16 protein-coding genes are annotated in these 26,057 nt (G+C 40.5%); 13 read left to right on the top strand and 3 right to left on the bottom strand.

The window, feature by feature from the left end; translation table 11 throughout:
* Window positions 1–32 precede the first annotated feature (32 nt).
* The 13 genes from AC6H0V_RS07300 to AC6H0V_RS07240 all read left to right on the top strand — a co-directional run bounded on the left by AC6H0V_RS07300 (window position 33) and on the right by AC6H0V_RS07240 (window position 24,057).
* Window positions 33–3,095, top strand: a complete 3,063-nt coding sequence (locus AC6H0V_RS07300) for a SusC/RagA family TonB-linked outer membrane protein (protein WP_497563064.1) — start codon at window positions 33–35, stop codon at window positions 3,093–3,095.
* Between the two features lie 9 nt (window positions 3,096–3,104).
* Window positions 3,105–4,889, top strand: coding sequence for a RagB/SusD family nutrient uptake outer membrane protein (locus AC6H0V_RS07295; protein ID WP_497563063.1), 1,785 nt, complete (start codon window positions 3,105–3,107; stop codon window positions 4,887–4,889).
* A gap of 23 nt (window positions 4,890–4,912) precedes the next feature.
* The gene (locus AC6H0V_RS07290; RefSeq protein WP_497563062.1) at window positions 4,913–7,717 is read left to right on the top strand and encodes a SusC/RagA family TonB-linked outer membrane protein; all 2,805 of its coding nucleotides are present in this window, start codon (window positions 4,913–4,915) and stop codon (window positions 7,715–7,717) included.
* 10 nt (window positions 7,718–7,727) lie between these two features.
* Window positions 7,728–9,440, top strand: a complete 1,713-nt coding sequence (locus AC6H0V_RS07285; protein ID WP_497563061.1) for a RagB/SusD family nutrient uptake outer membrane protein — start codon at window positions 7,728–7,730, stop codon at window positions 9,438–9,440.
* 35 nt (window positions 9,441–9,475) lie between these two features.
* Window positions 9,476–10,702: a M14 family zinc carboxypeptidase gene (locus AC6H0V_RS07280; protein WP_497563060.1), complete on the top strand. Its 1,227-nt coding sequence runs from the start codon at window positions 9,476–9,478 to the stop codon at window positions 10,700–10,702.
* Entirely contained in the window at window positions 10,699–12,408 is a 1,710-nt protein-coding gene (locus AC6H0V_RS07275) for a sodium:solute symporter family protein (RefSeq protein WP_497563059.1), read from the top strand. Before AC6H0V_RS07280 ends, AC6H0V_RS07275 begins: the two co-directional genes overlap by 4 nt.
* A gap of 22 nt (window positions 12,409–12,430) precedes the next feature.
* On the top strand, window positions 12,431–14,707 hold the full coding sequence (locus AC6H0V_RS07270; RefSeq protein ID WP_497563058.1) for an FAD-dependent oxidoreductase: 2,277 nt from the start codon (window positions 12,431–12,433) through the stop codon (window positions 14,705–14,707).
* 26 nt (window positions 14,708–14,733) lie between these two features.
* Window positions 14,734–17,607, top strand: a complete 2,874-nt coding sequence (locus AC6H0V_RS07265) for a hypothetical protein (protein ID WP_497563057.1) — start codon at window positions 14,734–14,736, stop codon at window positions 17,605–17,607.
* Between the two features lie 82 nt (window positions 17,608–17,689).
* Window positions 17,690–19,750 carry a hypothetical protein gene (locus AC6H0V_RS07260; protein WP_497563056.1) on the top strand — a complete coding sequence of 687 codons (2,061 nt, stop codon included), beginning with the start codon at window positions 17,690–17,692 and terminating at the stop codon, window positions 19,748–19,750.
* Window positions 19,751–19,824: 74 nt separating this feature from the next.
* The gene (locus AC6H0V_RS07255; RefSeq protein WP_497563055.1) at window positions 19,825–20,646 is read left to right on the top strand and encodes a phytanoyl-CoA dioxygenase family protein; all 822 of its coding nucleotides are present in this window, start codon (window positions 19,825–19,827) and stop codon (window positions 20,644–20,646) included.
* Between the two features lie 49 nt (window positions 20,647–20,695).
* A complete protein-coding gene (locus AC6H0V_RS07250) occupies window positions 20,696–22,117 on the top strand; it encodes a sialate O-acetylesterase (protein WP_497563054.1) in 1,422 nt (473 codons plus the stop codon).
* A 246-nt stretch (window positions 22,118–22,363) separates the two neighbouring features.
* On the top strand, window positions 22,364–22,768 hold the full coding sequence (locus AC6H0V_RS07245; protein ID WP_497563053.1) for a hypothetical protein: 405 nt from the start codon (window positions 22,364–22,366) through the stop codon (window positions 22,766–22,768).
* Window positions 22,765–24,057, top strand: coding sequence for an acetyl-CoA hydrolase/transferase family protein (locus AC6H0V_RS07240; protein WP_497563052.1), 1,293 nt, complete (start codon window positions 22,765–22,767; stop codon window positions 24,055–24,057). Before AC6H0V_RS07245 ends, AC6H0V_RS07240 begins: the two co-directional genes overlap by 4 nt.
* Window positions 24,058–24,145: 88 nt before the next feature.
* Here AC6H0V_RS07240 and AC6H0V_RS07235 read toward each other — a convergent pair whose 3' ends face one another.
* From AC6H0V_RS07235 to AC6H0V_RS07225, 3 genes are all read right to left on the bottom strand, one after another.
* On the bottom strand, window positions 24,146–24,682 hold the full coding sequence (locus AC6H0V_RS07235; protein ID WP_497563051.1) for a DUF892 family protein: 537 nt from the start codon (window positions 24,680–24,682) through the stop codon (window positions 24,146–24,148).
* A 9-nt stretch (window positions 24,683–24,691) separates the two neighbouring features.
* Window positions 24,692–25,054 (bottom strand): response regulator, encoded by a 363-nt coding sequence (locus AC6H0V_RS07230; protein WP_497563050.1) that lies wholly within the window; start codon window positions 25,052–25,054, stop codon window positions 24,692–24,694.
* 88 nt (window positions 25,055–25,142) lie between these two features.
* Window positions 25,143–26,021 carry a universal stress protein gene (locus AC6H0V_RS07225; protein ID WP_497563049.1) on the bottom strand — a complete coding sequence of 293 codons (879 nt, stop codon included), beginning with the start codon at window positions 26,019–26,021 and terminating at the stop codon, window positions 25,143–25,145.
* Between the last annotated feature and the right edge of the window lie 36 nt (window positions 26,022–26,057).

The following is a 26,057-nucleotide window of genomic DNA, read 5'->3' as shown; positions in this document are numbered from 1 at the left end:
CAATTTAAACAAACAAACCAAAACAAATGTATATGAGAATTAAATTTTACCTCATCCGTGCCTTTTTGATTTTTGTACTGTGCCAAGGTTTTGTAACTGCACTCCAGGCTCAAAGTACAATTACCGTTAAAGGTGTAATTCTGGACGAAGAAAAGCTGCCGCTACCGGGCGCCAGCGTAATGGTTAAAGGAAAACAGGTCGGTGCAGTTACCGACGCAAACGGAAAATTTTCCATTTTGGCAGGACCAAAAGATATCTTGGTTATTTCCTCTATTGGTTTCGAATCAATAGAAGAACCCATTAACAACCGTCAATTGATTAATTTATCATTAACTGCCAGTAGACAATCACTTGGTGAAGTAGTTGTGGTTGCCTATGGAACACAGAAGAAAATCAGTGTTACAGGAGCTCTAACTACCGTTAAGGGCGACGAATTGGCCCATTCTCCAAATGCAAACCTTGCTCAAACCTTAGTAGGTCGCACGTCGGGCTTATTAGCACAACAATCAACCGGACAGCCGGGAAATGATCCGGTAAGTTTGCGGATCAGGGGCTCAAGTACCTACAACGCCAATAGCGCACCGCTAGTGTTAGTTGATGGTATTGAAAGACCATTTAACAGCATAAATGCAGAGGAGGTTGACAATGTTACCATTCTGAAAGATGCATCAACCACGGCTGTGTATGGGATAAGAGGGGCGAATGGGGTAATCCTCGTTACTACCAAAAGGGGAACCAGCGGAAAACCTAAGGTGGGCTTCACCAGCAATCTAGCGCTTCAAACGCCAACGAGGTTGCCAGAATTTGTAAATGCCTACGACTATGCCGTACTCTACAACGAAGCGCTTTACAATGATAATCCCAATCAAACACCGTTATTTACTGCTGCCGACCTTCAAAAGTATGCAGATGGCAGCGATCCAATTTTTCACCCAGATATTGACTGGTTGGATCTTATGATGAAAAAAACTGCACCCCAGTCGAAAAACACCTTAACGGTAAATGGTGGCGGACAAGCCGCAAAGTATTTTATATCGCTTGGTTATCTAGATCAAGGAGGGCTGTGGAAAGAATTCAACAAGCAATATGGTTATAGTAACAATACTTTTTACAAGAGGTATAATTTTCGCTCTAACGTAGACTTTAATATCACGAAATCTACGGTTTTCGGACTTTCACTTGGTGGATTCGCCGACAAGTATCACACCGCAAGTAATCCTTTCAGCGGGATACAAAACACGCCATCAGGTATCACGCCTGGACTGGTAGGCGATAAGATCATCATCAACAGTACCGTTACTGGTCGTAATGCATTGGTTCCTATCTCAGGAGGATATGATGAACGTTTTGTGAATCAGTTCAACGTAACAGCCGATCTTAACCAGAAACTGGATTTTGTTGTTAAGGGACTTACTTTTCGCTCTAAACTGGGCTACGATTCGGATTACCGGACATTGTATGGACAAAATATCACTAGGGTAACTTATGCACCTTTAAAGGTGGTAGTAAATGGAGTGGAAACGGTGGTGTATCAACCTATACAAGACCAGTCTATTGGCGGGATCACCACGCAAACATTCGACAGTCGTTCAAAACGGATCTATTTTGAAAGTGCGCTTCAGTATAACCGAACGTTTGGCAAACACAACATCGGCGGATTAGTACTTTACAACCAAAATAAACAATATTGGCCATCAGCGTCTTATACTGTAGAACTGCCAGAAGTGCCAATCGGCTACTTGGGCGTGGTAGGAAGAGTAACCTATAATTATGATTACAGATATTTAATTGAGGCATCTTTAGGAAGAAACGGCTCTGAAAATTTCCCTGAAGGCAACAGGTTCGGTACTTTCCCAGCAATTTCTGCAGGTTGGAATGTTACGAGAGAGCCTTTTATGGAAAAGCTTTTAGGCAAAAGTAAAATACTTACGCTTCTTAAATTCAGAGCATCGTATGGCGTAACAGGAAATGATAAAATCATCGACGGTAATAATATTTATCAACGCTTTATGTACTTCCCATCTGAATATAGCTTCGTAAGTAACAGGGCGCAATTTGGCGAGGACATTAAACAATACCAAGGCGTAGTAGAAGGCCAACTGGGAAATCCAGAAATTACATGGGAGAAAGCGATTAAGCAAAATTATGCTGCCGAAGTGAATTTGTTCAAAGACAGGCTTTCGTTGAAGTTCGATTATTTTATCGATTACCGTAATAATATCCTTTATCAAAAGCCTACCATCGCGCACGTTGCGGCTGCTATACAGGATGTGTACAATATTGCTAAGATTAGGAACAAAGGCTACGAAGCAGAAATTGGCTGGAACGGAAAAGCAGGTAATGTAACGTATTATGCAAGTGCAAACTATACCTTTGCACGAAATCGTGTAATCGAGAATGGAACTCCAGAATCGGTACAAAACCAATTAGGCAATTCGCTTAATCAAACCTACGGGCTCATAGCCAATGGATTTTTCAACACACAGGCAGAGGCCGATGCATGGCCACTCCAATATGCCTCTAAATCCACTCCCGGAGATGTACGTTACATGGATGTGAATGGTGATGGCAAGGTAGACCAAAATGACTTTGTACCAATAGGTAACCCAACATACCCTGAAGTTAACTACGGAATATCGGGCGGTATGTCTTATAAAGGTTTCGATATGAGTGTATTATTCCAGGGAGCGGAAAACGTAAGTCGCGCATACAGCGGATTTATGCAGCGCCCAGCCAATCAATACGGAACCATCTGGGAGGTAGTAAAAGCAGAGCGATGGACACCAGAAAATGCTGCTAATGCAACCCGTCCGAAATTAACGGCCACTTATGCCAATGCAAGCAATTATACAAATTCAACGCTTTGGATGCACGACGCTTCTTATATCCGTTTAAAAAATGTCGAATTAGGGTACAAGTTCACGAATGGCTTTTTGAAAAAGGCAGGTGTTTCTAGCGCACGTTTCTACGTGAGCGGGCAGAATTTGGTTACTTGGGATAAACTCAAAGTTGTGGATCCAGAACAAGAAGCCTCAAATAGCTTCTCTTACCCACAGCTTCAAATATTTAACGCAGGTATTAACGTACAATTTTAAATCAGTTATATGAAAAAATATTATTCAGCTACAGTTTTTTTACTGCTGGGTTTAGTAGTAATCCTATCGGGATCCTGCACCAAAGATTTCCTTGAAAAACCCTTTTCCTTAACCTTTAATGAGGATTCGGTATTTACCAAATATGAAAATGCTCAAAAATTGGTAAATGACATGTATACGCTCAGACCGTTTTATTTGGTGCTCTCGGTAAATACGGTGCCGCAAGCCAGATTAAATGGATCTTTATTGGAAAGTGGAACCGATTTTGGTGGTAGTTTAAGACTCAATGCAAACTATTTCGCCCATAAAATGAACTTTGGCACCATCCAGGCCGAAGAAATGAGCAATGGTATTGCTGGAGAAGACATTTATGCAGACCATTACAAAACCATAAGGAAAGCATTCACTCTGCTTGATCGTATTGATGAAGTGCCAGATGCTCCACCTGGACAAAAAGAGCGCATTAAGGCCGAATCCAAAACCATGATTGCGTTCCAATATTTCGAACTTATGAAACGTTACGGAGGAGTTCCCCTGGTTACCAAAAGATTGGATCCTGCAAAAGATGATATAAATATTGCCAGATCGCCCTTGGCGGATGTGTATTCCTACATTATCAAATTACTGGATGAGGCCATAACTGTACCCGAATTTGCAGCACGATACGATGCACTTGATTTTGGGCGATTAAATAAAGCTTTCGCATATGGCTTAAAAGCCCGCGCTGCATTATATGTGGCCAGTCCGCTGTTTAATACAGCTACGCCCTATATGGATTTCGGTGCTAATAACAAACTCATCTGTATGGGTTCAAATGACCCTACACGATGGGACACAGCAGCGAAATATGCAGATGATGCCATTAAATTCTGTGAAGCAAACGGATATGCCATTGTTAATACCTCGAACACCAATTTAAATTATACCATATCGTACCAATATAGGCCAAATCAAGGAAATACCGAGGTAATGTGGGGTACCATAAAAGTTAGTAATCCGAATATGGCTTATTGGAACCCACGTGGAACACCGTTCGTGGGTGGATTTTCATCTAATCTGGTTAGTTTGAACATGGTAGAAAAATATCAGAATAAAGATGGTTCTTATGTAAATTGGAACAATGTGATTACTACTCCGGCTAACGATCCGACTGCTCCTTACAAGAACTTGGATCCGAGATTTAATCAATCGGTGATGTATAACATGCAAGAAGTATATCCAACCGCATTCTTCAGCTTCTACGAACACGAAACGCCATCCTTGGCCGGAACTAACAGTACCAGTAAAGCCAGTTCGCAATGGGCACATCAGGTGCGAAAACACGTTTATGGTTATGAAGATCGTACCATTACCCAAAAAACCTGGACCCCGATGTGTTCGATTATGCGTTTAACAGACTTGTATATGATTTACACAGAAGCAATGAATGAATCGCTTTCTGCACCAGATTCGCGCGTGCTTTCGAGAATAAATGTAATCAGAAATCGTACTGGAATGCCTAACATCCCTACCGGGCTAACTAAAGAAACGATGCGCCAAAAAATACAAGACGAGTGGGGGATCGAGTTTGCTTTCGAGGAATATCGCTATTTCGACCTAAAACGTTGGAAATTGGGGAATACATTTAAAGGACCTATTTACGATCTTAAAGTGAAGAAGTTTAATAATAATACGTATACCTACACCAAGTATAAATACGAAGACAGACCGTTTTACGATTGGTACTATCTGCATCCGTTCCCACCATCTGAGGTGAATTTACAATATGGTTTAATTCAAAATCCAGGATGGTAATCAAGCTCTTATCTAAGAAATTTATGAAAAAATTAATTTATAAGCAACTCCTACTCTCAGTTATACTTTCGGGTGCCCTCCAGCAGGCGGTTGCTCAGGAAAAAGTTACTTCGAGTGCCGATTCATCAGCGACGCCAAAAACAAACGTTGCTTATGGTCTAGCAGATAAACGTAATCTTACGTATTCCATTAGTACTGTTTCGGGAAAAGAACTAGAAGGAACTTCAGTTTTTATTACAGGGAACAGTCTTTTTGGAAAACTCCCAGGCCTTACCGTTATTCAGCGAACAGGCGAGCCCGGTAATGATGCTCCCACATTTTATTTGCGGGGGAGAAGTACCACCAAAACCAATACGCCTCTAATTATTGTAGATGGAATTGAACGCGACATAAATAACATTCAACTCGTTGATATTGAAGAAGTATCTGTCTTAAAAGATGCATCTGCAGCCGTAATCTATGGAATTAGAGGAGCCAATGGCGTAATTCTGGTTACCACAAAAAGAGGTAGAGAAGGAAAACTCCAGATTAATGGGAGTGTAGAACAAAGTCTCATGTCGCCAACCCGTACTCCAGAATTTCATAGTTCTGCCGATTATGTAAAATTATATAACCAGGCATTGGCAAGTGATGGATTAGCACCATTATATACCCAAGCGCAAATAGCAGGTTACGAAAGTGGCAACCCGTATTTCTACCCAAATGTAGATTGGCGAAAAGAAGTAACCAAAGACTACGCAATGGGCACAAAAGCTAATTTTAACGTGTCCGGTGGCGAAAAAGTAGCCCAATATTATGTGTCATTGGGATATTTTAAGCAGGGTGGAATTTTTAAAAATACAGACACTAATGAAGGATATGACACAGGTCTTGATGTGGATAACGTTTCGTTCAGATCTAATCTAGACCTCAGCATAAATAAAAATTGGAGCTTTGGACTTGATCTAAGCGGCCGTATTTATCAGAAAAATTCGCAGATCCAAGCTACAGCTACATCATTTGATAATATGTACAAATACCCATCGCACTTATTTCCTGTATTTGTGCAGGATGGTGTATATGGTGGAACTGCTATTTATCCTGCAAATCCGGTAGGATATGAAAACGGACGCGGTTATAGACAAACTAATAATCGCTCGATCATGTCATCGTTATTTACCAAATATGATTTTAGTGATTTGATAAAAGGGCTTTCCGCGGGCATGAAATTTTCGACCGATAATTTTTATAGCAACCAGGAAGGATACAGTAAGAGTTTTGCGGTTAGGGAGGTGTTAGGCATGGATGCTAGTGGAAATCCGGTTTTAAGTCCACTCATTGGTACTAACACTAACTTAACCACATTAAGTTCATCTGGTTACCCAACAAGTGATGTTCAGAATAAACGCAACACGTTCGAAGGAACACTAAACTATGCTCCATCGATAGGTACGTCTAACTCGCTTAATGCCCAGATCATCTATCATGAAGATAGGCTGAGAATAGGAAGTGAAAGCCCTTACAACAACCAGTTTATAGCGGGCCGCATCAATTACGGCTATTTAAACAAGTATTTTATAGAAGCTGGTGCTTCATATAGTGGTACAGAAGCATTCCCGCAAGGACATAGATTTGGATTTTTTCCAGCTGTTTCTGCAGGATGGATCATTTCTGAAGAAAGCTTTTTAAAAGAAAACCACTCGGTTAACTTTTTAAAGCTCAGAGTGTCGGCAGGTAAGGTTGGAAATGCAGCTGTAGGCGAACGATTTAGCGACAGGCGCCAATACATAGCCGATGATGGCTATAATTTTGGAAATGCCAATACAGCTCAGGCGGGACTATATCCTGGTGTTTTGCCCAATGGTAATTTTACTTGGGAAACAGCCACCAAATATGATGTAGGCTTAGACGCCAAGTTATTTAACATTTTAGATCTTTCATTCACTTATTTTTATCAAAAAAGAACGGATATTTTGGTACCCGAAGCCAGTCTGCTTCCTGATATTATCGGTGCCGACCTCCCGAACGTAAATGCCGGTAAAACACGAAATTCTGGTTTAGAAGGAGTTTTTTCAATCACCAAACAAAATCAGAATTGGGGATATACGGCGAGCTTCAATGCAAGCTATGTAACGGATAAAATTCTTTACTTTCCAGAATCCGTACAGCCATCAGCTTATTTGTACCAAACAGGAAATAGGATCAATCAACCATTTATGTTGGAAGCTTTGGGTTTCTTTAACTCGAATGCCGAAATTCAAAGTAGTCCTATCCAAACCTTCGGAACGGTTAAACCAGGAGATATTAAATACAAAGATCAAAACAATGATGGACGTATCGATGCATTTGATGAGGTACCGCTTGAAAATTCTACGCTCCCTAAATGGGACCTGGGTTTCAATCTGGGGTTTAACTTTAAAGGGTTTGACATTCGTGCATTTTTTCAGGGACAGCTTGGCCGAAGCGTTTATTTAGGAAGTGAACCTTTCTTATTTTGGCCGCTCACACAAAATGGAGCACGGATCAGCACTTATGCCAATCAATTTTGGACTGAGCAAACGCAAAGTACCGCAGATTATCCTCGCCTTACCACGCTTGAAAATAATAACAATTACAGAGAATCTTCTTTTTGGTATGTTAATGGCGACTTTTTGCGCCTACGAAGCCTTGATTTAGGTTTTAGTTTACCCCAAACATTGATCAAGCATGCCCATTTAAGCAAAGCAAGGATCTTTTTAAGAGGAACGAATCTATTTACGTTAGATCATTTAAAATATACAGATCCAGAGGTTTTATCAGACTATCCTGTCATGAAATCATACAATGTGGGTATTAGTTTACAGTTTTAAGATTTTAATTATGAACAATAGTAAAAAAATAGGATTGGTATTGGTATTTATGCTCTCGCTAAATGCGTGTAAGAAAACCGAACCAGATAATCTCACTTTTCTAGACGATAAGGAGATATATAATAACATTACCAAAATAAGGAGTGTGTTAAATACCGTTTATAGCGGATTACCAAATGGTTATGCTGATATAGGTGCCTCATGGTTGGCTGCTGCCTGCGATGAAGCTGAAGAGGTGAACAATTCCGAATCGATCCAAAATTTTAATATTGGAAATATTACCCCATATTATAATCCTGATGCAGTTTGGGATAACTCTTACGAATCAATCAGAGATGCAAAGGTGTTTATCAATTCAACCGATACGATTACCTGGAAAGAATGGCAATATTCTAATCCTACCGAATACAATATCAGGGTTAACCTCATCAAACAATATAGGGCTGAAGCCAAGTTCTTAACCGCTTTCTTCTATTTCGAACTGGTGAAACGCTATGGAGGTGTTCCCATTGTTGACGAAGTAATTAATAAGGATAGCGAATGGGTTTCTCGTTTTCCCAGAAAATCTTTTTCAGAATGCGTAGACTTTATCGTTGCTAATTGCGATGCAGCAGCAGCTGTACTTCCTGCTACTTATGATACAGGTAATTACGGACGGGCAACATCCGGCGCAGCCCTGGCATTAAAAGCAAGATTGTTGTTATATGCAGCGAGCGACCTCTATAATCAGCCCTCGAATACTGATCCATTGCTGGGTTATGTTGGAGGCGACCGTTTAGCGAGGTGGCAACGCGCAGCAGAGGCCAATAAGGCGATCATTAGCTTTACACCTGCTTATGCGTTTCAATCCACTTACCAGGCAATTTCATTGTTGGGATCTACTAAAAGTACCGAAGTAATCTTCGAACGCAGATACGGCGCCAGCAATACCTTCGAAAAGCAAAATACGGCAATCGGCTTCCCTCTGGGACAAACAGGAACATGCCCTTCAGGTAATTTGGTAGATAGTTACGAAATGACAGATGGTACCGATTTTGACTGGACCAAGCCTGCACAGGCAGCTGCCCCATACACAGGAAGAGATACGAGATTGGCAAAGGTTGTGGTAACCAATGGTTCTAAATTTGGAAAGATAGCAGCTACAGTTGAAACATTTGTAGGAGGCGTAAACGGAAAACCAAGGGATCGTGCAACAAAAACGGGTTATTACCTTCGTAAATACATGAATGAAGCCCTAGATCTTCAACTTGGAGAAACGGCCACTAAACAGTGGGTTTTTATGCGCTTATCTGAGTTTTATCTTAACTATGCGGAGGCAATGAATGAATTATATGGCCCCGCAGGAGTTGGACCAGGAACACTTAATATAACGGCCCTCGCTGCATTGAATTCGGTTAGAACCCGTGCCGCAGTAGCAGCCAAAGCGATAGCTGCGGGCTCAACACAAGCTAAAATGCGTGATCTTATCAGACGTGAAAGAAGGGTAGAACTCGCTTTCGAAGGACATAGATACTGGGATGTTCGAAGATGGATGATTGCAGATCAAGCAATCGGTGGGAAGCTAACTGGAGTTGATATCGTTAAGAATTCGAGCGGTACGGTGGTGTATACACCCATTACTGTGGAGACGAGAGTGTGGAACGACCGCATGTATTTTTATCCTATCCCTCAAACCGAAGTTAATAAATCTGGTGGGGTAATTGTGCAAAATAAAGGTTGGTAATTTACCAGAAATAGATCTTTTTCTAAACATCCCAAATGAGAAAAACCCTGTTCCTTTTGTTGTTGATTTTGGGCGTATATAATTCATACGCCCAAAAGAAAACAGTTACCGTGGATGATGATTTTGCGGGAGGTAATATTGTTGTCGATGCCATCAAAGGCGATTCAGTGTTTCTACATCAAGATCTGTTTGAGACAGAAGGGAACTGGTTTTACTGGAATTTTCGCATCCGAGGGGCAGCGGGCAAAAAAATCAACTTTCAATTTACCCATCCATGGGGGAAAGATGTGGCATCGTTAAACGTTATTGGTGTAAAAGGGCCGGCAATAAGTACCGATGGAGGTAAAACATGGAAGTGGTTGGGAATGGAGGCTGTTAATGGTAAATCGTTTACATATAGTTTTTCCACTACCCAGAATGATGTACAGTTCAGTTACGGTATGCCCTATACCCAGGCTAATCTCTCTAGCTTTCTTAAACAGTACAAAGGCAACGAATACCTGAATGTGGGTAGTTTAGCCCTAACAAAGGAAGGCAGAATAGCTGAAAAACTGCACCTTGGGAATATTCATGGAAATCCAACATACCGCTTGGTATTAACTGCCAGACACCATGCATCAGAAATGATGGCCAATTATATATTAGAAGGACTGATCAAGTTTGTGCTTGAAGATAATAACCAAGGAAAGTGGCTTCGTGATAACGTAGAATTTTTAATCATTCCATTTGTAGATAAAGATGGCGTTGAAAATGGCGATCAGGGAAAATTAAGGTTCGGACGTGATCACAATAGAGATTACTCTGATGCCAGTATTTACGCAACTACTCAAGCGTTAAGAAATTTCCTTCCAGTTTGGTCGAAGGGAAAGCTCGTTGCAGCCATTGATCTCCATTGCCCTTACATCAGAGGTGTTGTACATGAACGAGTGCATCAGGTAGGGCATCAAATGGATAGTTTATGGCAGGGACAGGTTAAATTTTCTGGTTTTCTGGAGAAGGCTACACAACAATCTGCCATACCGTATTACGCAAAAGACGACATGAAATTTGGTACCAGCTGGAATACCGCAGTAAATTTTACAGCAGGCAAAAATTTTACGGATTGGATCTCATCCCTTAAAGAAGTTAAATTGGCAACAATCATCGAATTCCCCTACGCTTTAGCATCAGGCCATACGGTTGATCAGCAAAGTTCACGGCTTTTTGGCAAAGATCTTACAATCGCAATAGTTAATTATTTACAGGCTAATCCCCAATTATGACTTCATACTTAGATTTTATTGTAATATTCATTTTTTCGGCCTTCATATTAGGTATTGGCTTACTGTTTTCTAGAACAGGAGTAAATATGAAGTCGTTTTTTGCGGGTGGTGCTGCTGTGCCCTGGTTTATAGGAGGATTATCATTATTTATGAGTTTCTTTTCTGCAGGTACATTTGTGGCTTGGGGTTCAGTTGCCTACAAGTATGGTTGGGTTTCAATTACTATCCAGTGGACGATGGCTTTCGGGGCGCTTGTAGCCGCACTATTTATCGCCCCTCTTTGGAAAAGAACAGGGAACCTTACCGCTGCAGAATACATTAAGGAAAGGTTGGGGCAGGGAGTTCAAAAATTGTACATCTATATATTTATGGGCGTATCGCTATTTATCAAAGGTGCGGTATTGTATCCAGTGGCTAAATTGGTAAGTACTTCATTGGGCTTCCCACTTGCCGAAACTACTATCGTTTTAGGAATGATTATGATTGCCTATACAGCCGCTGGAGGTCTTTGGGCGGTAATGGTAACTGATATTTTGCAATTTGTAGTACTAACAGCAGCAGTGCTGATCATTCTTCCTCTCGCGTTAACAAAGGTGGGCGGAGCCGATATGTTTATTGCAAAGGCCCCAGAAAACTTTTTCTCGGTACTTAACGGCGAGTATACCATTTGGTTCTTAATCGCTTTTGGCCTATACCACATTTTTTATATTGGAGGAAATTGGACCTTCGTACAACGCTACACAAGTGTGGATAGTCCGGCTGCTGCCAGTAAGGTTGCCTACCTATTTGCTGCACTGTATCTTATTAGTCCGGTAATATGGATGTTGCCACCGATGATCTATAAAGTAATAGATCCATCTCTAACGGGATTAGACACCGAAAATGCCTACTTAAAAGTCTGTCAGCTTGTACTTCCTCCCGGCTTAATGGGTTTAATGCTTACTGGAATGTACTTTTCTACTTCGGCCACTGCCAATACCACTTTAAATGTAGTTTCAGCGGTGTTTACCAATGATATTTACAAGAATGTAGTTAACCCTAAAGCCTCCGATAAACAACTAATGAAGGTAGCTCGCCTTTCTTCTTGGGGTCTTGGCATATTAATGATCCTAATTGCACTCGTTGTACCTAAAATGGGTGGAATGGTTGAGGTGGTACTTACTGTAGCTGCGATAACCGCAGGTCCGTTGCTTGCCCCACCGGTATGGGCACTGTTTTCTAAGCGCCTTTCTGGATATGTAACAATTCGAATTACGCTGATTACCCTTTTAATTAACCTGTTCTTTAAAATGATTTTGCCCGCAATAAATGGATTTAAGTTAAGCAGGGGCGAAGAAATGATGATCGGTATGGGTATTCCCGTGCTATTGCTTTTTTTAAATGAACTTTTTCAACGCAATAAAATTAAGGAAAGCAGTGATTTTATCAATTACCTCGATCTAAAAGCTGCTCGTAATGCCATCCAAACTACAACTGCGGCAGATGCTCAGGAGGTGATCCAAGCTAAAAAACAGAATCATTTCGGGTTAAAGATTATTGCCTTTTCACTGTTTGTTACCGCTATGATATTATTGATATTGAGCTTATTAACACCTTCTGGTCAGCTAATTACTGCAATAGTAGGTTTGGGGATCCTTCTAGTAGCAACAATTCCTTTGATGGCATCGCTAAAAGTAAAAAAAGAACTGGCCAAATTAACTGCTTAAAGACTTATACAACATAAAGAATATGATTACAGAAATGCCTGTTACTAAAAGGCAAACAAGAAAGATTGAGCTAAGTGGCGATTTAACCGTAACGGGAGGGGGGTTGGCAGGAGTGTGCTGTGCGATAACAGCAGCTAGAGAGGGATTAAAAGTAATTTTAGTGCAGGACCGACCTGTATTGGGTGGAAATTCATCAAGTGAAATACGACTGTGGGTACTTGGAGCTACCTCGCACATGGGAAATAATAACAGATGGGCCCGTGAAGGTGGGGTAATCAATGAAATCTTACTCGAAAATGCTTTTAGAAACGAGGAAAGCAACCCGCTTATCTTCGATACTATTTTATTAGAGAAAGTATTTGATGAAAAAAATATAACACTGTTGCTAAATACGGCAGTTTATGACATAACGAAAAAAGAAAACGGTGATATCGGATCTGTACATGCATTTTGCAGTCAGAACAGTACCAGTTATTATATCTCTTCCCCTCTTTTTTGCGACTCATCAGGAGATGGCATCGTTGCCTTTCTTGCCGGCGCAGCATTTAGGATGGGAGCGGAGGCCGAAAGTGAGTTTGGAGAAAAATTCTCCCCATCGGTTGAATATGGCGAACTACTAGGCCATTCGATGTATTTCTACACGAAAGATACTGGTAAGCCCGTTACATTTATACCCCCTAAATTTGCATTAGCAGACATTACGCAAATCCCTAATTACAGAAAGTTTTCTGCGCAAGACCAAGGCTGTAACCTTTGGTGGCTAGAATACGGTGGAAGACTGGATACCATCCATGATACGGAAAAGATAAAGTGGGAATTATGGAAGGTTGTATATGGTGTTTGGAACTACATAAAGAACTCAGGTAAATTTCCAGAAGCAGAAAATATGAGCCTTGAATGGGTTGGAACCATTCCGGGAAAACGTGAAAGTAGACGTTTCGAAGGTGATTATATGCTAAAACAACAAGACATTATAGAACAGACCGATTTTGATGATGTGGTGGCATTCGGTGGCTGGAGCATCGATCTTCATCCCGCTGATGGGGTATTTAGCGAAAAACCTGGATGTAACCAATGGCACAGTAAAGGTGTTTATGGAATCCCGTATCGTTGTTATTACAGTAAAAACATAAATAATTTGTTTATCGCAGGTCGTATTATTAGCGCCACCCACGTAGCATTCGGTTCGAGTAGGGTAATGGGTACCTGTGCACATGGGGCTCAAGCAGTGGGGATGGCGGCAGTTTTATGTAAAAAGTATGGTCAGAGCCCAGCCCAAATTGGCAGGCAGCATATAGATGAACTTCAAAACGAACTGTTGAAAGCAGGGCAGCACTTGCCTGGAATGGCTTTACAGGATGAAGATGACCTTGTGCTAAAAGCGACTAAGATTGAGGCTGAATCCCTTTCTCTTACTGAAATTCCTTCGGCAGACATATGGAGAAATATCATCCATTCGGCCGCACAGATGCTACCGGTAAATGGTAAAATGCCATCCATACAAATTAACGTTTGTGCAATTAAAGAAACAATCCTAAAGGTAGAGTTAAGAAAAAGCTCAAAATGCTTTAATCATACCCCTGACGTAACGCTAGAAGTTCGGGAAATTTCTTTGAAAACGGGCGTACAAGAAATTCAAATAGATTTTGATACCACTTTTGACGAAGCTTGCTACGCTTTTGTTTGCTTTTTGAAAAATAGTGATGTTAAACTTCAATACAGCAAAAAAAGAATTACAGGACTACTTTCTGTATTTAATAGTACCAATCCTGCCGTATCAAATTATGGAAAACAAGATCCAACCGAAGATATTGGAGTAGAAGATTTTGAGTTCTGGTGTCCAGGGCGTAGACCAGAGGGACAAAATATTGCAATGAAAATTAGCCCAGGAATAGCACTTTTTCATGCCGAAAACCTCCGTAATGGAATTCAACGGCCCGTAGCTTCTCCTAACGCCTGGGTGGCAGATCTAACTAATAGAGAACCAGAACTACTAATTGGGTGGGATGATGAAGTTACCATCAAAAGAGTTGAGCTGAGTTTTGATTGCGATTTTGATAATCCGTTAGAAAACGTGCTGATGCGACAACCCAGTGCTGTGCAGCCGTTTTGTGCAACAGAGGTTGTAGTGTATAGCAATGGTAAAGAGATTGGAGCAATTAGAGACAATCATCAGGCAAAAGGAAAAATAGTGCTAGAGGAAGGCGTAACCACAAAAGAATTAAAACTAGTGGTTAAAAATAACAACGAAAATGCTCCTGTTTCACTATTTGAAGTGCGTTGCTACAGTGAATACTAATAATTATAGGGTGAAATAACGAAAATATGAACTTTTCAAAAATAAGCTTTTCTATACTTTTCTTAACCGCAATGTTTTCTGTAAAAAGCTTCGCTTGGAGGGAGAGCACCGTAAGGCCTGCCCAGATTAAACCATCCAATAACCTGGTAAATGCCCAGTATGAGCTTGAACTTAAAAAAGATGCTACAGTTTTGGTAACGTTTAAAAAGAATAGGCGAAGCTATCTGCTTTCTCCAAATTTTACCATCATGAAACGCGTGGAAAATCCATTGCTAAAATATGTGAACCGGTCTGATAAATTTGCACCTAAAACCAATAATAATTTTCTTCGCCTTGCGTATTGGCAAAAAGAGAATTCGACAGAAACAACAGCAGATTTTTATGAAGCTACTGCACCAATTGCCTTAGTAGCAACATCGGGAAGAGTAGGTACTAATAAAATCGAATGGATTTTTCCATCGAATACAGAGTATACCTTAACTGCTTCAATTTCGATCTCTCCTACGGTAAATGAACCGGTGATCGAATATCATTTTATACCTAAAGTAGAAGCCTATTATTCTATCGGCTATACCGGAATGCCTCAACTTGCTCCAGAAGCGGCAGATGCCATTTGGCAACCTTGGGTGTGGCAGGAGAAAAGATTCCCGGAAAAATCCTTTTTATCAACCGAAGACATGTGCGGTTTACCGGGTACGATGGTTGAGAAAGATGGAATGACCTATGGGGTATTGGCAGATCCTACGGCTATTCCTTATCGATTGCCCGATCAGCGCACCGGTAAAATTAAATTCGGTGTTTTGGTACGCAATCAGAAAGGACAGGCACAACCTCAAATTTTTGCTCCTGTACTTGGAAATAGCGATTCGAAACTGCAACCCGGTCAAGATTATTCATTCCGGTTCAGGGTATTTATATATCAAGGTAAACAACCAGACGCCTATATAGCCGCCGCTAAAACTATTTTTGGATTTAAGGATTACCGACAAAACGTATTCGTTAATATTAATCAGACCATAGAAAATATGATTGATTTTCAAATGGATGACGTTTTTAGTAGATGGAGCCAAGACTTGAAAGGTTACGACTATTCAACCGACGTAGCCAACACCGTTAAAAACGTTTCTGCTTTACACCCGTTATCTACCGCTATCATCACAGATAACCAAGGCATTTACACCAGAAGGGCGCTACCGATTACCGAATACCTCCTATCCAGAGAGAAATATTTGTTTTCAGTAGATAAAAATATTACGAGGCAACAACCCTCAAGTAGGATGACAGGCCCTGCCGTAGAAGTATCGGAACTTGCAGTACTCGATCTTTTTTACCACGGAAAGAGCACCATATTTAGTTATCTGGCCGATAGTTTAAGTCATACTACCCGCAAATTAAACCTAAACAAAGACAGTAAGGGTGATGATTGGCCAAATCTGCTATCCTTATACAAAATGACGGGTAAGCCAGAATTTCTTACTTCCGCAAAACTGAAAGCCGACGATTATATCAATACGCGCATCAAGACACTCCAAACAGATTTTTCTGATGCAAGTACAGATAAATCGGGCATTTTCTGGACCGATTTTTCTCCGCTATGGATCGAGATGCTTAGTCTTTACGAAACTACAAAGGAGCAGCGATACCTTGATGCCGCGGTAGCTGGGGCCAAACAATACATGCAGTATACCTGGTTTTATCCCGTTATACCCAATGGGGATATTACAATTCATAAATCGAATGCTCCAACTTATTTAGCCGACGAAGCCGTAAGAGCAAAAATTCCTCCCATGGCAGCAGCGGAGCAAACGATACCTGCCTGGCGAGTATCTCAAATTGGATTAACGCCCGAAGCTTCTTATACCTTCGCCACCAATCCTGCGATATTCTTAACCAATCAAGCTCCGCACCTGCTGCGCCTAGCCTACTATACGAAAGACCCGTTTTTCCGTTCTGTAGCGCGATCTGCTGTGGTAGGAAGGTATTCTAATTATCCTGGATATGATATAAATGGTGAGTTTAGCACCATCTACTCTAGAGTAGATTATCCGCTCCGTTTCCAACATGAGGTTTCCTATAATCAGTTTTACTACAACCATGTGTGGCCTCAGATATCAATGTTGTTCGATTATCTCATTTCTGATGTGTATACCACTTCGAAAGGGGCCATCAACTTTCCTGCCCAGTTTGCTGCAGGCTATGCTTACTTAAAAAGTAATGTGTACGGACAACAATCCGGACAATTTTACGGTGATGCCAATGTAAATCTATGGATGCCAAAACAAGTGATTAAGGTAAACAATGAGCAGGCAAATTACATTACCGCCTATGGTAACGGTAAATTTTACATCGCATTATTAAATCAAAGCGATCAGGTTCAAGAAGTAGAAGTTAGTATTAACCCAGACATGGTTCCCGTTAACCTTAATGGCACTCATATAGCATCTATTTGGTTAGACAATCAAAAGAGCACTTCGGCCCAAGTAAAAAACGGAAAGATTAAAGTGAAGGTAAGTCCCAAAGGAATTACTGCCTTAGCTATAAACAATATTCACGTGGTTACCCAGTTCCAAAAGCGTGCCACTACAACGGATGCAGTTGTTGGAACTCACAATTTTCAGATTAGTAATACATCACTTGGCAAAGTGAAGGCGGCGTTATTCTCATTGGGCGAATTAGAAAATGCCTATATCTGGTTAGAAGCATCAAATGAGCAGTTAAAAGAAGTCACTTTTAACTATCGGGTTGGCAAACAAAAAGAGTGGGCCAAATTTACCGATAATTCCTATCCTTTCGAATTCTCACTTCCCCTAAAAAAAGGAGAAGCCAGCTTGGATTATTGGGTAGAAGGAATAACAATTAACGATAAGAAAGAAAAAACAGACAGCGTAAAACTCCAATAATAATTGCATTGCGGTACCGGATTGCCTTTTTGCTACATATTATTTAGTAATGAATCAAGTAAACTAAACTAATAAATGTAACATGAAACAAAAAAAATTAAACACCAAACTTTTCAGTGGGTCAATGCGGCTTATTGGAAAAGATGCTTTCCGGAAGATTACCAGTTTCCCGAAAATTGCGGGAGCACTTACATTAACTACACTTATCGTAGTTGTATTGTCCTGTCAAAAAATAGAACAGATGCAAATGTCTGGAGGCAATGGCTCTAAGAAAGACGTTGCAACAGCGCAAACTATGGGTTTTAGTAACGACATTGCTGATGCAGGGGATGCAGGTGATGAATTTATGATCCCCGTACTCGGAGATACCCAAAATTATGAGGATTATGAAAATGATCCAGATGATCAGGATTGTCAAACTAGAAGTTCGATGCAGTCTATGATCAGTTGGATTGTATCAAACAAAACTTCCCAGAAAATTAAATATGTAGTGTCCGTAGGCGATATTACTGACAATTATGGAAGCCGAACTTCAGAATCTGATGACCAATGGGTACGCGCTAGAACTGATTACGACCCTTTGTTCGCAGCCAACATACCTTTTGGCGTGGTACCAGGAAACCATGATGTAGACTATGCTGCCGGCGATACCTATGGCACTCCGGGCCACACACAAACAGACTTTCCTACACACCCCTATTTTTACACCTATTTTAGTCGCTCGGTGTATGTAAATGATAAGCATACGACCTATAATAAAGAAGGTTTTCCTAACCCTTCGTCCAACCAAAATCACATCGATGTAGTAAATATGGGGCCATCAATCGGCGATGTGGCTATTATATACCTAAGATGGCAACACTGGCAAGCCGATGCTGATGATGCCATAAACTGGGCATATGCTAAGGGAAGTGCAGCACCCTATAATACCATGAAAAAAATTATCGTAACACACTATGTAGTTACAAATTCTGATGCTGATGATGATGGAAAGAAAGATTGGGGACAACAAGGATATTGGGAGAATCATCATTTTAGCCAATCGCAAAAAATTTATGACAAGTTTAAAACTGATACTAACTTTTTCATGATGCTAGGCGGTCACGTTGGTGGCGATGGTTGGAGACAGGATACCTATAACGGAAAAACAGTTAAATCTTTTACAACAGATTATTCTGGAAGCTGCACTGATGGAGGATATAAGTATTTGCCCGGACTACTTAGGACAATGAAGTTCTCTGCAATTAATGACCGCATTGAATTTAAAACTTTCAGTCCTACTACAAATCCGCCCTATCCAAGCCCTTATACTGGCTATACCACCTTTACACGTCCTTGGTTCCATAACTTCACTACCAGCCGTACCAACGATTATGATAATAATGGAAATTCAGAACCAGTATTCTATGACAACGGAACCTGGACAATTTATGGCATTACCGGTACCACTTTTGGTACAGGCACCGATATTGCCGTGCCAGGAGACTATGATGGTAATGGTAAAACAGATATTGCCACATATACCCCTGTTAGTGGCTTGTGGAAAGTACAAGGAGTTTCTGGAAGTGTAACTTTAGGAACAGTTGCAGGGGATATTCCAACCCCAGGTGATTTTGATGGTAATGGTACAACAGATTATGCCTTTTACAGACCGGGTACTAGAATTTTCTATTACTATAAACCAAGTGGCTTCGTTGCATCTACTGCAATTGGAGTAACGGGCGACATTCCGGTGCCAATGGATTATGATGGAGATGGAAAGGTAGATTACGCAACCTTCAATCCAACAACCGCCCTTTGGACCATACCCGGCGTAGTTACCAGCGCTTACGGTGCCAATGGTGATATCCCAGTACCGGGAGATTACTTGGGAAAAGGAAGAAATTCTAGAGCTGTATATAAGCCAGGTACTCACGAATGGTATGTTTCTGGAATAGCAGCTCCGTTTATCATTGGCGTAACTGGCGATATTCCCGTGCCCGGAGACTACAACGGCGACGGGAAAACCGATATTGCTGTTTATCACCCAGCCGATGGTAAAATACAGGTTCTTAATAATGGTGTTTCAACGTATTTAAGTACGGGAGTTCTCAATGGCAAGCCTTTAAATCTGCCATATGCGATCAGAAAATTCTTTTTCTAAAAACAAAATTGCAGGACGTCCTTAATGGTCGTCCTGCTTAATTTAAATAGTGAATACTTATACATAAATAAAAAATGACGGCTACACTAAGCATCTCCCAAGTAGAGGAGTTTAATACAAACGGATTTTTAATTGTCCGTAATTTTCTAAACCAAAATGAAGTTGCAAAACTACTTGAAGTAGCGCTAGAAGATTCGGTGATGAGTAAAAATTCTTACGATCTGAATGATCAATCTGGAAAAAAAACAAAGTTGGCACTCTGGTTTACGCCTGGTGATGATGTGTACGGGCTATTAACGAAAAGCGAGCGGATGGTAAATTCTGCTAATCAACTAATGGAAGGTACATCTCCAGTTTGCCATTACCATTCGAAATTGATGCAAAAGGAGCCAAAGGTTGGTGGAGCTTGGGAGTGGCATCAGGATTATGGCTATTGGTATAAAAATCAATTTCTTTTCCCAGATCAGATGTTATCCGTAATGACGGCCATTACCAAAGCTACCAAAGAAAATGGATGTCTTCAGGTAATAAAAGGATCACATAAGATGGGAAGGGTAGAACATGGAATTACAGGAGAACAAAATGGGGCTGCCCAGGTATATGTAGATCTAGCACTAAAAACAATGGAACTAGTTTATGTAGAACTTGACCCAGGAGATGTGCTTTTATTCCATTCCAACATCCTTCACCGATCGGAGGCTAATCTTTCAGAAAAATCAAGATGGTCGTTGATTTCCGCCTATAATAGGCAATCTAACCCTCCTTACAATGAACAATCCAACTCGAGTATTGTACCCTTAGAAACCGTTTCTGATCAGGCCATGATGGAAGCAAAAGCAGGGCTTACCGATAATAACTCTTTCCTGTCTAAAGAGAGTGATGTAAGTCTTAAGTAATTAGCTAATTAACTACCGCTTCAGTTCAATTAAAAAAAAATATTAGATAATGAAAAAACGCCTGCTTCTTCTTCTTTTTATAGCTTGTTTCGTTCAAGCTAACGCTAAGATTGTGCTTCCCCATATCCTGGGCTCAGGTATGGTAATGCAACAAAAATCGCTGGTCTCGCTCTGGGGGCAAGGATTAAAAAACACCCAGACTTCTATTCTCACTTCGTGGGATAAAAAGGTATATACCGTAAAATCCAATGCAGAGGGAAGGTTCTTGATTAACGTTAATACGCCATCAGCAGGCGGGCCTTATCAAATTACATTTAATGACGGTACTAAATTAATATTAACCGATATCCTAATTGGTGAGGTGTGGCTATGTTCTGGTCAGTCTAATATGGATATCCCCATCAAAGGCTATCTAAATCAGCCCGTGTTTAATGCGGCAGAGATTTTATCGGATGCAGGAAATCCTCAGATCAGAATGTTTAGTGTTGACAAGAAGTTAGCTATTAAACCTATGGATGATGTGGAGGGATCGTGGAAGCATGATGATCCCACCAACGTTAGTGATTTTAGTGCAGTTGGCTATCAATTTGCTAAGATGTTGCAAAAAAAATTGAACGTTCCAGTTGGCGTAATTCAATCAACATGGGGAGGTACCAACATTATCGGATGGATGAGCAAAAGTGCGATGCAAGGGTTTAACGATTATAAAATTCCTGCAGATACGGTTAAAAAATTGGTTCCTTCGCAACCAACTACGCTGTATAACGCAATGATCCACCCACTAGTTAATTATAAAATTAAAGGCGTATTATGGTACCAGGGTGAAGCAAACAGAACCAAACCAAGTACCTATAGCGATCTGATGCTTAGCATGGTTTCGGATTGGAGAAAGACTTGGAATATGGGCGACTTCCCGTTCTATTTTGTGCAGATTGCACCCTGGAAATATCCTTCAAATGCTTTATTGGTGCCCTATTTACAAGAAGCCCAAGCTAAGGCTACTAAAATTATCCCCAATTCTGGTATGGTTACTACGATAGATCTTGGAAGCGAAACCACCATTCATCCTCCAGATAAGACAACGGTAGCCAAAAGATTATTTTATTTGGCGCTGGCCAATACCTATCAGGTAAAAGGACTATACTATCAAAGCCCTACGTATAAAAACATAAAATTTGACAAGGATACAGCGAAATTGCTTTTTAATAATGCGTCTCGAGGGCTATATGCCAATGAAGAAGCGTTGACCAATTTTGAAATTGCCGGTAACGATCAGGTTTTCTATCCTGCTAAGGCAAAAATTACAAAAGATGGAATTGATGTATTCGCTAACAAGGTTAATAATCCTGTTGCAGTGCGATATGCGTTCAAAGATTGGGTAGCGGGTAAGGTTTATAGTGTCGAAGGTATGCCCTTGATCCCTTTTAGGACGGACGAATGGCCATCACCTCCAGAAAAGGTGTATAAATAAGTTTTGCCAACTGCAACTGATAATCCAAAGTTATAAACATATAAGAAATATAAGAACATATAAGTATTTAGCAAAACTTCTAATGTGGCGAGGGCATCCCTTGGGAATTGCTCCCAACAACAAACTCCCCGCTGTAAACCGTAAACTGAAAAAGTATCATTTTAATTAGTGACCGCTATCACAATTCTGTAGCCATATTTTGCTCAATTTTGTACTAGTTGTTTCACTAAGATAAATTGACCAGCCATGGAAACCATATCAGAATCCTTATTATCAACAGAACTACAGGAGTTATATTTACAAAATAAAGATTGGATGTCGCAAGTGATGTTTTTGGAAGACGAAAGTCGCTTCTTTCAAAAACTTTTTGTTAAACGCTTATTTTTTATTGGACAGAGCCATAGCGCAAAGGAAGTGGATCTCATTAGCGAGAGCTTATTATCGTTAGAAAAAAGAACGATACGTTTAAAAAGTCTAGTGGTTCAGCATCAACAACTGTTGGGGAGTATTTTAAAAGACCCAGCCCACATTATCGGCATAGAAACGATTGAAGAACATGCTGATATTACCGAAAAAATTCAAGAATTACTGTATTTAGATCGGGTATTAAAAAGCGAGCTGTTTACTTTAGTCGAAGGACAGACGGTATGATCAGTCCTATCTATACCTCAGAAGATCATGCACTTGAGCAAGTAAAATCTGGCGACCGCGTTTTCATTCACGGTGGAGCGGCAACTCCTGTCTGCTTGATAAAAGCACTGCAAAGAAAATCCCATCAGCTCAAAAATATTGAACTGGTGAGCATTACTACCTTGGGGGATATTGATTTTGACAATGAGGAGTTTAAAAATACCTTTTTTTTCAATTCACTTTTTGTTTCGGCAGCCACGAGGAATATAGTAAATAGCGAAAATGGTGACTATGTGCCCATTTTCTTGAGTCAGATCCCGCAACTTTTCCGCAGAAATATGTTACCAATAGATGTGGCATTGATCCAGGTATCGCCCCCTGATACACATGGCTATTGTTCGTTGGGCACCTCGGTTGATATTGCAAAATCTGCCGTAGAAATGGCTAAACATGTTATTGCCCAAGTTAATCCACTAATGCCACGTACACACGGTGACGGGTTTGTACATATCAGCAAGATTAACTCAATGGTGTGGTACAACACCGATCTTCCGGAAGTGGATTATAATAACCAATTAAATGATGTCATTGAAAAAATTGGTTTCAACGTAGCTTCTCTCGTAGAGGATGGGGCAACATTACAAATGGGTATCGGCGGTATTCCAGATCAAGTACTCAAAAATTTAAGAAACCACAAAGACTTAGGCATCCATACGGAAATGTTTTCAGACGGTGTTATTCCTCTAATTGAAAGTGGAGTAATCAATAACAGTAAAAAGAAACTAAATATCGGCAGGTCGGTTACCTCATTTATTACAGGAACCCGTAAGCTTTATGATTTTGTAAATGATAATCCCGCAATTCGGGTTATGGATATCAGTTATGTGAACGATACCAGTATTATTAGACAAAATCCTAAGGTAACCGCAATTAACAGCGCCATTGAAATAGATCTTACCGGACAGGTATGTTCAGACTCGATCGGAACATTCCAATATTCGGGCATTGGCGGGCAGATGGATTTTATTCATGGGGCATCGTTATCCGAAGGCGGGAAGCCAATTATTGCCATACCATCACAAACCAATAAGGGAATTAGTAGGATTGTACCCTTTTTAAAAGAGGGCGCTGGTGTAGTAACCACTAGAGGACACGTACATTGGGTAGTTACCGAATATGGGATGGTAAATCTATTTGGTAAAAGTTTAAAACAAAGGGCGAAGGCACTTATCGATATTGCCCATCCCAACCATAGAGAAACACTCGAAATGGCCTATCATAAACGGTTTAAGGAGATTATTTTGGTGTAAAAGTTTAGTTGCTGTGTTTATCAAGTAATGACCTAACTTATTTTGTCGTCTTTCCCCAAGCCCCATGCTCCACGCCCTATGCCATCCGCTACTTAGGCGACGCAGTAATGTACTTGCTGGCAATCAATAAGAAAAGAGTGCGATCTGCCTTGGCCTCCTCATAGTTTTCTTTGAGGAGGTTAGAAATTTGCTTGCTTTTTAACTTAACAGCGGTCATTTGTAAGATTTGAAATGAAGCCATTTCAACGCTCTCAATATTTTGAAGATAGAACAAAATGGAAAGATCGCGGAGTTCTTTATCATGACTTTGATGTTGTATTGCTTCAAACGCATCCTCAATTAAGCCGCTAAGTCCTTTTGAATTGCAATCTGAATAACTCGCGTCCATCATCGTATAGATAATCTCCATTCTGGAAACTTCTTTCTCAACATGAATAACGCTTTCTTGGATTGCTGATTTAAGGTCAGAATAATGAGCTTCTTTTAATAACACCGGCAGGCGGGAAATTAAATGCAGTTTAGCGCAATAGATCTTGTCTAAGTGTGAAATGAAAAAGGTCCTTAACATTTCCTTGTCGGAACTGATGGGGTCATTATTGCTGCTTACGTCGTTGTTTTCGCTCATTTTGTATGTTTATTCCATCATATCTCTCACTTTATCCTTCAGGGCACTAATCTCAAAAGGCTTGGATAAATAGCCATCAGCCCCACAATTCTTAGCTATCTGTGCAAGACTCAATTCTGCTGAAAGTAGAAGAACAGCTAGCTCACTAGTTTGGACCAATTGTTTGAGTTCAGAACAAATTTGACCGCCTGTCTTTTCAAACCCTGTAATCCTTACATCCAATAGTATAAGATCTGGATGCAATAACCCTATCTCATCAGCAGATAACCCTTCTCTTCTAGCAATAATCTCATACCCTTCGTCTTGAAAGATAATATCTAAAATTTCTAAAATATCAAGGTCATCCTCGATAATTAGTATTCGTTTCGGCATAAATATAATTAATTTAGATGAGATTGATGTATAAACACAACAACACTGGTATTGTTTTGCATGTAGAAATTAAACTTTTGCCGTATTTTCATGCGCTATGATCATCCTTGTAAATGCCTTCGGGAAGCACCAATAACGGAAGCGCAATTTTTTTGGCAACATGTTGAGTATGACTTCCATGAACCAGTTCTGCAAATATCCCCTTGTGTCTGTGTACCATAGCCAGCACATCTATCTGCGCTTTTTCTGCAAACCAGATTAATCCATCATTGATGTTTTTTTGCTGAACATATCGGTAATAAATCTTCGAGTAATTAAGTTGCCCTTCCACAGTTTTTAAAAATCGGCTGGTCAAACTAGTTGGGACATGAGACTCTGAAGGCAGACCATCAATATGGGCTAACAACAGCTCCGGCTCAAACATACAGAATAGCCGAGCAGTAGTGTTGATTGATTGTACATCGGCCCAATTAAGATCTGTTGCAAAAGCAATTTTTTTAATTGCACTGAAGCGCGCCTTTCTTGGAACCAATAAAATGGGTATTACAGCATGTTCTATCTGTTCACGGCTGTTACTGCCCATTATAAACCGTTTAATCTCTCCCGCTCCAGAAAGTCCCATTACAATAAGATCTATTTTACGGTTATGGATCAATTTGTTGACCATTTCCTTTACTGTCCCATTAACAATACTAAAGGTAACGTTAGGCGTGTCATTGCCCGTTAAGTTTTCTTCCCGAATGATCTTTTCTGCATAATTCTTCATGTACTTTTCAGTGTCAGCAGAAAATTTTGCCTCATCACTTTGTGGCCATGCTGATAATCCGGCTGTGGCACTGAGTGGAGGCCTAACCATGGCATGGCAAAGGTGTAGATCCGCTTGGGTAATTCGGGCCAACTGAATGGCATAATGTATTGCGTTATCTGCGCAAACAGAGAAATCAACGGGAATAAGTATCTTTTTCATGATCAAAACTTTAATCACTAAGTTCGGTAGCATCGT

It is taken from the genome of Pedobacter sp. NO84, from assembly GCF_059703915.1.
The sequence above is the reverse complement of the archived record's forward strand: the minus strand, read 5'-3'. Positions and strand labels throughout refer to the sequence as shown.

What these genes read in the sequence shown, in the direction of transcription:
- AC6H0V_RS07300 (WP_497563064.1), top strand. Translation starts at nt 33, where the DNA reads ATGAGAATTAAATTTTACCTCATCCGTGCCTTTTTGATTTTTGTACTG.
- AC6H0V_RS07295 (WP_497563063.1), top strand. Translation starts at nt 3,105, where the DNA reads ATGAAAAAATATTATTCAGCTACAGTTTTTTTACTGCTGGGTTTAGTA.
- AC6H0V_RS07290 (WP_497563062.1), top strand. Translation starts at nt 4,913, where the DNA reads ATGAAAAAATTAATTTATAAGCAACTCCTACTCTCAGTTATACTTTCG.
- AC6H0V_RS07285 (WP_497563061.1), top strand. Translation starts at nt 7,728, where the DNA reads ATGAACAATAGTAAAAAAATAGGATTGGTATTGGTATTTATGCTCTCG.
- AC6H0V_RS07280 (WP_497563060.1), top strand. Translation starts at nt 9,476, where the DNA reads ATGAGAAAAACCCTGTTCCTTTTGTTGTTGATTTTGGGCGTATATAAT.
- AC6H0V_RS07275 (WP_497563059.1), top strand. Translation starts at nt 10,699, where the DNA reads ATGACTTCATACTTAGATTTTATTGTAATATTCATTTTTTCGGCCTTC.
- AC6H0V_RS07270 (WP_497563058.1), top strand. Translation starts at nt 12,431, where the DNA reads ATGATTACAGAAATGCCTGTTACTAAAAGGCAAACAAGAAAGATTGAG.
- AC6H0V_RS07265 (WP_497563057.1), top strand. Translation starts at nt 14,734, where the DNA reads ATGAACTTTTCAAAAATAAGCTTTTCTATACTTTTCTTAACCGCAATG.
- AC6H0V_RS07260 (WP_497563056.1), top strand. Translation starts at nt 17,690, where the DNA reads ATGAAACAAAAAAAATTAAACACCAAACTTTTCAGTGGGTCAATGCGG.
- AC6H0V_RS07255 (WP_497563055.1), top strand. Translation starts at nt 19,825, where the DNA reads ATGACGGCTACACTAAGCATCTCCCAAGTAGAGGAGTTTAATACAAAC.
- AC6H0V_RS07250 (WP_497563054.1), top strand. Translation starts at nt 20,696, where the DNA reads ATGAAAAAACGCCTGCTTCTTCTTCTTTTTATAGCTTGTTTCGTTCAA.
- AC6H0V_RS07245 (WP_497563053.1), top strand. Translation starts at nt 22,364, where the DNA reads ATGGAAACCATATCAGAATCCTTATTATCAACAGAACTACAGGAGTTA.
- AC6H0V_RS07240 (WP_497563052.1), top strand. Translation starts at nt 22,765, where the DNA reads ATGATCAGTCCTATCTATACCTCAGAAGATCATGCACTTGAGCAAGTA.
- AC6H0V_RS07235 (WP_497563051.1), bottom strand. Translation starts at nt 24,682, where the DNA reads ATGAGCGAAAACAACGACGTAAGCAGCAATAATGACCCCATCAGTTCC.
- AC6H0V_RS07230 (WP_497563050.1), bottom strand. Translation starts at nt 25,054, where the DNA reads ATGCCGAAACGAATACTAATTATCGAGGATGACCTTGATATTTTAGAA.
- AC6H0V_RS07225 (WP_497563049.1), bottom strand. Translation starts at nt 26,021, where the DNA reads ATGAAAAAGATACTTATTCCCGTTGATTTCTCTGTTTGCGCAGATAAC.